The sequence below is a fragment of the Streptomyces sp. NPDC001663 genome (genome assembly GCF_042893105.1).
In the GTDB taxonomy this organism is placed as follows: Bacteria; Actinomycetota; Actinomycetes; order Streptomycetales; family Streptomycetaceae; genus Streptomyces.
On the sequence record NZ_JBIAUR010000015.1, the window covers coordinates 280,080 to 288,117 of the forward strand.

Consider the following 8,038-nt stretch of genomic DNA (forward strand, 5'->3'; position numbering starts at 1 on the left):
CGGTCGGTGCGGTATGCGTGTGCGGTATGGAAGCCCATTCGTACGCGACCGCGCCGGCCGACAGCCCGTGGCTCGAGTCGCTCCCTGTGCAGCCTTTGCTCACCTCGGAGTTCGACGTCGATCCGGGGGCGGTGTACCAGCGGCTGCGACGGCAGTACGGGCCGGTCGCGCCGGTCGGTCTGATGGGCGTGCCCGCGTGGCTGGTTCTCGACTACCGCGAGGTGCTGGAGGTCCTGCGGAACGAGAGCCTGTGGCGGCGGGACGTCCGGTACTGGCGGGCACGGGCCGAGGGGCGGCTGCCGTACGACTGGCCGCTGCTCGCCGGCTACGAGGTGCGGCAGACGATGTTCATGGACGAGGACGAGCACCGGGCGGCGCGCGCCTCGCTGCACTCGGCGCTGCGGCCTTTCCAGGAGGCGCGCAGTCCACAGGGCTGGGAGCTGCGGGCGACCGTCGCGAGCTTTGCGGACGAGCTGGTGGGGATGCTGGCGGCGGAGTCGGGGGCGGCCGGGTTCGCGGACCTGGGCGCGCAGTACACCAGACCGCTGCTGCTGATGGTCACCACGAAGTTGTTCGGCTGCCCGGTGGAGCTCGGCGACGAGCTGGTCATGGATCTGTGGCGGATGCTGGACGGCGGGCCGGACGCGGGGCCCGCGACCGGGCGGGCACTGGCGGCGATGACCCGGCTCGCGGCGCATCGGCGGGCGCGGCCGGGGGACGACCTGACGTCGTACATGCTGCTCGCGGATCCGGGGATGTCGGACGAACAGCTGGGCCGGGAGCTGTTCATGAACGCGGTCTATCTCAACGACATCACCGGCAACATGGTGATGAACACGCTGCTGGAGGTGTTGCGCGGCAACGCGAGCGTGCGGCGCAGTCTTTCGGCCGGGCAGCTGGGGGAAACGATCAACCGGGCCGCGCTGGTGAACCCTCCCGTCGCCAACATGTGCTTCCGGTTCGCGGCGCGGGACGTGCGGCTGGGCAACTTCTGGGTGCGGGCCGGGGATGTCGTCTCGCCGTCGGCGGCGGCTGCGCACCAGGATCTGCTGGCGATCGGGTCCTCGCCGATGGTCGGGTCGACGGTCAGTACGCGGGCCCATCTGGGGTGGGGCGCGGGGCCGCACGGGTGCCCGAGCGCGGCGCGCGAGCTGGGCGGCATGATCGTGAGCACGGCGGTGGGGCGGGTCTTCGACCACTTCACCAAGGCCGAACTCACGCTGCCGCCGGACCAGTTGCCGTGGCGGTCGGGGCCGGTGGTGCGGGGGCTGAGGCTGCTGCCGGTGCGGTACGAGCTGGGTGGTGGCCTTCCGTCTCCGCGGCGTCCGCGGGAGGAGGAGCATGTACCGACGCCGGGTGCGGACAGCCAGGCGAAGGGGTTGCTGTCGGCGCTGCGGCGGCTGATGTTCGGGGGCCGCTAGGAGTTTCTCGCCCCCGCCGCCCCTACCCTTCCCATCCCCAGGGGCGCTGCCCCTTCGACCCCGCCAGGGGGCTCCGCCCCCTGGACCCCCCCATCGGCCCGAAGGGCCTCGTCCTCAAACGCCGGACGGGCTGAAAGATCAGGCCCCGGCCGGGCGAAAGATCAAGCCTCGGCCGGGCTGACAGATCGGGCCCGGTCGGTGAAATTCAGCCCCTCCGGCGTTTGAGGAGCGGGGGTCCGGGGGCTGGTCCCCGGAGACGGGGGTCGAAGGGGGCGGAGAAGACTACGCCGGGCGTAGCCACACCGTTGCCAGGGGCGGCAACGTCAGGCGGATGCTCGCCGGGCGGCCGTGCCACGGTTGGGGTTCCGGCTTGATGATGTCCGGGTTGGTGATGTCGCCGCCGCCGTAGCGGGCCGCGTCGGTGTTCAGGCATTCGTGCCAGGCGGGGACGTCGTCGGGGATGCCCAGGCGGTAGTCGTGGCGGACGACCGGGGAGAGGTTCGAGATCGACAGGAGCGGGGTGCCGTCCGTCGCCAGTCGCAGGAACGCGAAGACGTTGTCGTCCGCCGCGTCGCCCACGATCCACTGGAAGCCGGCCGGGTCCGTGTCCTGTTCCCACAGGGCGGGGGTGTGGCGGTAGACCGTGTTGAGGTCGCGGACCAGGTCCCGCACCCCGCGATGGTCGGGCTCCGCCCCGTACGCCGGGTCCAGCAGCCACCAGTCCGGGCCGTGCGCTTCCGACCACTCCGCGCCCTGCGCGAACTCCTGGCCCATGAAGAGCAGTTGCTTGCCGGGGTGCGACCACATGAAGCCCAGGTAGGCGCGGTGGTTGGCGCGCTGCTGCCACCAGTCGCCCGGCATCTTCGACACCAGCGAGCGCTTGCCGTGGACGACCTCGTCGTGCGAGATCGGCAGCACGTAGTTCTCGCTGTACGCGTACACCATCGAGAACGTCATCTCGTTGTGGTGGTACTTGCGGTGCACCGGCTCGTGGCTCATGTAGTCGAGCGAGTCGTGCATCCAGCCCATGTTCCACTTCAGGCCGAAGCCCAGCCCGCCGAAGCCGCCCGGGCCCCGGTGGTGCGTCGCACGCGTGACGCCGTCCCAGGCCGTCGACTCCTCCGCGATCGTCACGACCCCCGGCACCCGCCGGTACACCGTCGCGTTCATCTCCTGCAGGAACGCCACCGCGTCCAGGTTCTCCCGGCCACCGTGCTCGTTCGGGATCCACTGGCCCGGCTCGCGCGAGTAGTCGAGGTACAGCATGGAGGCCACGGCATCCACCCGCAGGCCGTCGATGTGGAACTCCTCGCACCAGTAAATGGCGTTGGCCACAAGGAAGTTGCGCACCTCGCGGCGGCCGTAGTCGAACTCCAGCGTGCCCCAGTCGGGGTGCGCGGCCCGCAGCGGGTCCTCGTGCTCGTACAGCGTCCGTCCGTCGAACTCCGCCAACGCCCAGTCGTCACGCGGGAAGTGCGCCGGCACCCAGTCCATCAGCACGCCGATGCCCGCCTGGTGCAGCGCGTCGACCAGGTACCTGAAGTCGTCGGGGGTGCCGAGGCGGGCCGTCGGCGCGTAGAAGCCGGTGACCTGGTAGCCCCACGAGCCGCCGAAGGGATGCTCCGCGATCGGCATCAGCTCGACGTGGGTGAAGCCCAGGTCCTTGACGTACGCGGGGAGCTGCTCGGCGAGTTGACGGTACGTCAGCCCGGGGCGCCACGACGGCAGATGGACCTCGTAGACGGAGAACGGCGCCTTGTGCGCGGGGCGGTCCGCGCGGCGCTCCAGCCAGGCCTCGTCGTGCCACTCGTGGCGGGAGGCGGTGACGACGGACGACGTGTTCGGCGGCGCCTCCGTGCGGCGGGCCAGCGGGTCGGCGCGCAGGGTCTTCGAGCCGTCGGGGCGGGTGATCTCGAACTTGTACAGCTCGCCCTCGCCGATCCCCGGCACGAACAGCTCCCACACGCCGGAGGAGCCGAGCGAGCGCATCGGATGGCCGGTGCCGTCCCAGAAGTTGAAGGTGCCGGCCACATGCACACCGCGCGCGTTCGGCGCCCACACCGAGAAGCGGGTGCCGCTCACGCCCTGGTGCGTCATCGGGTGCGCGCCGAGCACCTGCCACAGATACTCGTGCCGGCCCTCGCCGATGAGGTGCAGGTCGAGCTCGCCCAGTGTGGGCAGGAAGCGGTATGCGTCCTCGGCCTCCTGGACCGTCCCCTCGTACGCCACGAGGAGCCGGTACGCCTCGGGCACCTCGGACAGCGGCAGCAGCCCGGAGAAGAACCCGTCCCCGTCGTCGTGCAGCTCCGCCCGCAGCTCCCCGGCGACGACGGTCACGGACAGCGCGTACGGCCGGAACGCCCGGAAGGCGACACCGCCGGGCACCGGGTGGGCGCCGAGCACCCCGTGCGGGTCGTGATGCGTACCGGCGAGCAGGCGCTCGCGGTCACCGGCTCCCAGGGCGGGCGAGACGACGGCCTCCGGCGGCGGAGCCGTGCTCGCGGCGGCGACCTTCTCGGCGGGCGTGGCGGTCTTCCTGACGGCGGTCTTCTTCGTGGCGACGGTCGCCTTCTGCGCGGCGGCCTTGGCCGTCACCGCCTTCTTGACGGCCGCCTTCTTCGCGGGAGTCTTCTTCGCGGCCGTCTTCTCGGCTGCGATCTTCACCGCGGTCTTCTCGGCAGCGGTCTTCTTCACCGTCGCCTTCTCGGCTGCGGTCTTCTGCACAGCCGTCTTCTTGGCCGCGGTCTTCTTCGCCGGTGCCTTCGCGGCCACGGCCTTCTCAGCCACAGCCTTCTTCGCGGCGGACTTCTTCGCCGCCCCCTTGTCGGCCGCCGCCGCCTTCTTCGGCTTCGGCGCGACGGCCTTCTCCGCCGCCTTCTTCACACTCTTCGCGGCCTTCTTGGCCGTCTCCTCGGCCTTCTTCTTCGGATCCGAACCGCTGGGCGTGGGGCGGGGGGTCACGGGCGGCGCCTCCTAGGCGAAAGTCTGGTCGTTCAGATCAGGTCGGACGTGGCGTAGCGCTCGATCGCCGCCATCGGTACCGGCAGCCAGTCGGGACGGTGACGGGCCTCGTAGACGACCTCGTAGATCGCCTTGTCCGTCTCATAGGCGCGCAGCAGTACCGGGTCGGTGCGCGGATCGCGGCCGCTGACCTCCGCATACCCGGAACAGTAAGCCGCCCGGCACGTCTCGGCCCAGCCCTGTGCATGCCCTCCGGCCGAATGGGCCGCATAGTCGAAGGACCGCAGCATCCCCGCGACGTCCCGCACCGTCGGCTGCGGCATCCGCCGCTCGGCCAGCGGCTTGGACGGCTCGCCCTCGAAGTCGATCAGCCACCACTGACCGGCGGGCGAGCGCAGGCACTGCCCGAGGTGCAGGTCCCCGTGGATGCGCTGCGCGGTCCAGGTACGGCCCTCCGCCGCCAGGTCGGCCAGCGCTGTGAACGCCGAGTGCAGCGCGGGCGCGTACGGCCGCAGCGCCGGCACCGCCTGGGCGGCCAGGTCGAGGCGCTCGATCATGCCGTCGACGAGCACCTGCAGCTGGGTGTGGCCGAGCGTGACGGTCGGTAGTGCGCGGGCGAGCGCGGTGTGCACTTCGGCGGTGGCCCGGCCCAGCGCCCTCGCCTCGGCGGCGAAGTCCTCGCCCTTGGCCAGTTCGCGCAGCGCCAGCTCCCAGCCGTCCGAGGCGCCCTGCAGAAACGGCTGGAGCACGCCGAGCACATACGACTCCCCGGCCAGCTCGGCCGTGAGCCATGCCGTCGGCGCGGGCACCCGTGGGCAGCCCTCGCGGGCGAGCGCCAGCGGCAGCTCCAGGTCGGGGTTGACGCCGGGCACGATGCGGCGCAGCAGCTTGAGGATGAACGTATCTCCGTAGACGACCGACGAGTTCGACTGCTCGGCGGTCACCACCCGGGGGACGAGGCCCGGCCGGATCTCGTCGCCCGGCTCCTTCTCGAAGCGCAGCCCGCCGATGTGGGCCTGGGAGCGCAGCGCCTCCAGGAGCACCTCGGCGGGCCGGGGGTCGTACAGGGCCTCGTACACCGTGCGTCCGGCGAGCGGGCCCTCCTCCACATGTCCGATCAGCGCGGGCGCCAACCTGGGCGGCAGCGCCTCGCGCGCCCCTATCAGCAGCTGGTAGCAGTCGCCCGGGTGTGGTTCGGCGCCGAGCGTGAGCGGCTGATGGGCGCGCACCAGCAGGTGGTACAGGCCGAGCCGGCCCTCGAGCGGCAGCAGTTCGGTGGCCGCGACCAGCGAGAACCCGGTGACCGGACGGCCCTTGCCCGCGAACCAGCGCTGCCGTGGCAGCCATTCCCTGAGCAGTGGATCCAGGGACGCCAGCAGGCCAGGACTGGTCGTGCCGGAAAGTGTGACAGTTTCCGCCATAACGTCACATTCCTTTCCCCGGGTGGGCGGGGTGTTACGTATGCGTGCCCCGGGTGGGACAGAGGAAACCGCCCCACCCCGGGTTCTGCGGGGTACTACGCAGGGTCCTTGCGGAGCCGGAACCAGTAGAAGCCGTGCCCTGCGAGGGTCAGCAAGTACGGCAGCTCACCGATGGCCGGAAAGCGCACCCCGCCGAACAGCTCCACCGGGTGCCGCCCGTTGAAGATCCTCAGGTCCAGCTCCGTCGGCTGCGCGAACCGCGAGAAGTTGTGCACGCACAGCACGAGATCGTCCTCGTACTCCCGCAGGAAGGCCAGGACCGCCGGGTTCGACGACTGGAGCTCCGTGTAGGACCCGAGCCCGAAGGCCGGGTTCTGCTTGCGGATCTCGATCATGCGGCGGGTCCAGTGCAGCAGCGAGGAGGGCGACGACATCGACGCCTCGACGTTGGTGACCTGGTAGCCGTAGACGGGGTCCATGATGGTCGGCAGGAACAGTCGCCCGGGGTCACAGGACGAAAAACCTGCGTTGCGATCCGGTGTCCACTGCATCGGCGTGCGTACGGCGTCCCGGTCGCCGAGCCAGATGTTGTCGCCCATGCCGATCTCGTCGCCGTAGTAGAGGATCGGCGAGCCCGGCAGCGACAGCAGGAGAGCCGTGAAGAGCTCGATCTGGTTGCGGTCGTTGTCGAGCAGGGGCGCGAGGCGGCGGCGGATGCCGATGTTGGCGCGCATACGCGGGTCCTTCGCGTATTCGGCCCACATGTAGTCGCGTTCCTCGTCGGTGACCATTTCCAGCGTCAGCTCGTCGTGGTTGCGCAGGAAGATGCCCCACTGGCAGTTCGAGGGGATGGCGGGGGTCTTGGCGAGGATTTCCGACACCGGGTAGCGGGATTCCCGTCGTACGGCCATGAAGATGCGCGGCATGACCGGGAAGTGGAAGGCCATGTGGCATTCGTCGCCGCCGCTCTCGAAGTCGCCGAAGTAGTCGACCACGTCCTCCGGCCACTGGTTCGCCTCCGCCAGTACCACCGTGTCCGGGTAGGAGGCGTCGATCTCCTTCCGTACCCGCTTCAGGAACTCATGGGTAGCCGGAAGGTTTTCGCAGTTGGTGCCCTCCTCCTGGTAGAGGTACGGCACCGCGTCGAGGCGGAAGCCGTCGATGCCCAGGTCCAGCCAGAACCGCAGTGCGGAGATCATCTCCTCCTGGACGGCCGGGTTCTCGTAGTTGAGGTCCGGCTGGTGGGAGAAGAATCGGTGCCAGAAGTACTGCTTGCGGACGGGATCGAAGGTCCAGTTGGAGGCCTCGGTGTCGACGAAGATGATCCGTGCGTCCGGGAACTGCTTGTCGTCGTCGGCCCAGACGTAGTAGTCGCCGTACGGCCCGTCGGGGTCCTTCCTCGACTCCTGGAACCACGGGTGCTGGTCGCTGGTGTGGTTCATGACGAAGTCGATGATCACGCGCATGCCGCGCTGGTGGGCGGCGTCCACGAACTCCACGAAGTCGGCCAGGTCACCGAACTCCGGCAGGACGGCCGTGTAGTCGGAGACGTCGTAACCGCCGTCCCTGAGCGGCGACTTGAAGAAGGGCGGCAGCCAAAGGCAGTCGACGCCGAGCCACTGCAGATAGTCGAGCTTGGCGGTGATGCCCTTGAGGTCGCCGATGCCGTCCCCGTTGCTGTCCTGGAAGGAACGGACGAGGACTTCGTAGAAGACCGCGCGCTTGAACCAATCCGGGTCCCGGTCCTTGGCGGGGGTGTCCTCGAAGGTGTCCGGAACGGGTTCGTTGACGATCATGTTGTGGGTGACCCTCCGATCTGCGGGGTGGACGGTCGCAGGACGGTGAATACGTGCGCCGGACGGATGCCCGGTTCGAGGCGTACGTAATTGGACCTGCCCCAGTGATAGGTCTCGCCGGTGAGCTCGTCGCGCACCGGCACCGACTCGTGCCATTCCAGGCCGAGTTGCGGCATGTCCAACGAGACCGTGGCCTCCTGGGTGTGGTGAGGGTCGAGGTTGGCGACCACCAGAACCGTGTTCGAGCCGCTCCGCTTCGAATACGCGATCACCGCTTCCTTGTCCGCATCATGGAAGTGGAGGTCGCGCAACTGGCGCAGGGCCGGGTTCGAGCGCCGGATCGTGTTGAGTTTGGTGATCAGGGGGGTGATGGTGCGGCCCTCGCGTTCGGCCGACTCCCAGTCACGCGGGCGGAGTTGGTACTTCTCCGAGTCCAGGT

General features: G+C 69.6%; 4 protein-coding genes and 1 pseudogene. 1 reads left to right on the plus strand and 4 read right to left on the minus strand.

Translation table 11 applies throughout. The annotated features are described in order from the left end of the window. Window positions 1-26 precede the first annotated feature (26 nt). The gene (locus ACFY1L_RS40370; RefSeq protein ID WP_388836291.1) at window positions 27-1,421 is read left to right on the plus strand and encodes a cytochrome; all 1,395 of its coding nucleotides are present in this window, start codon (window positions 27-29) and stop codon (window positions 1,419-1,421) included. A 282-nt stretch (window positions 1,422-1,703) separates the two neighbouring features. Here ACFY1L_RS40370 and glgB read toward each other — a convergent pair whose 3' ends face one another. The 4 genes and pseudogenes from glgB to ACFY1L_RS40390 form a co-directional block, all read right to left on the minus strand. Further along, a complete protein-coding gene (glgB, locus tag ACFY1L_RS40375; RefSeq protein ID WP_388836294.1) occupies window positions 1,704-4,382 on the minus strand; it encodes a 1,4-alpha-glucan branching enzyme in 2,679 nt (892 codons plus the stop codon). Between the two features lie 32 nt (window positions 4,383-4,414). Then, complete coding sequence (locus tag ACFY1L_RS40380) at window positions 4,415-5,803, minus strand: maltokinase (protein WP_388836297.1); 1,389 nt, start codon at window positions 5,801-5,803, stop codon at window positions 4,415-4,417. Between the two features lie 95 nt (window positions 5,804-5,898). Continuing rightward, window positions 5,899-7,599 carry a maltose alpha-D-glucosyltransferase gene (treS, locus tag ACFY1L_RS40385; protein WP_388836300.1) on the minus strand — a complete coding sequence of 567 codons (1,701 nt, stop codon included), beginning with the start codon at window positions 7,597-7,599 and terminating at the stop codon, window positions 5,899-5,901. Then, window positions 7,596-8,038 (minus strand): annotated as a pseudogene (locus tag ACFY1L_RS40390) (alpha-1,4-glucan--maltose-1-phosphate maltosyltransferase); the annotation flags it as partial. The pseudogene ACFY1L_RS40390 and the gene treS, both read right to left, overlap by 4 nt.

Coding starts and splice junctions, on each gene's coding strand:
- ACFY1L_RS40370 (WP_388836291.1), top strand. CDS start 27: ATGGAAGCCCATTCGTACGCGACCGCGCCGGCCGACAGCCCGTGGCTC.
- ACFY1L_RS40380 (WP_388836297.1), bottom strand. CDS start 5,803: ATGGCGGAAACTGTCACACTTTCCGGCACGACCAGTCCTGGCCTGCTG.
- treS (WP_388836300.1), bottom strand. CDS start 7,599: ATGATCGTCAACGAACCCGTTCCGGACACCTTCGAGGACACCCCCGCC.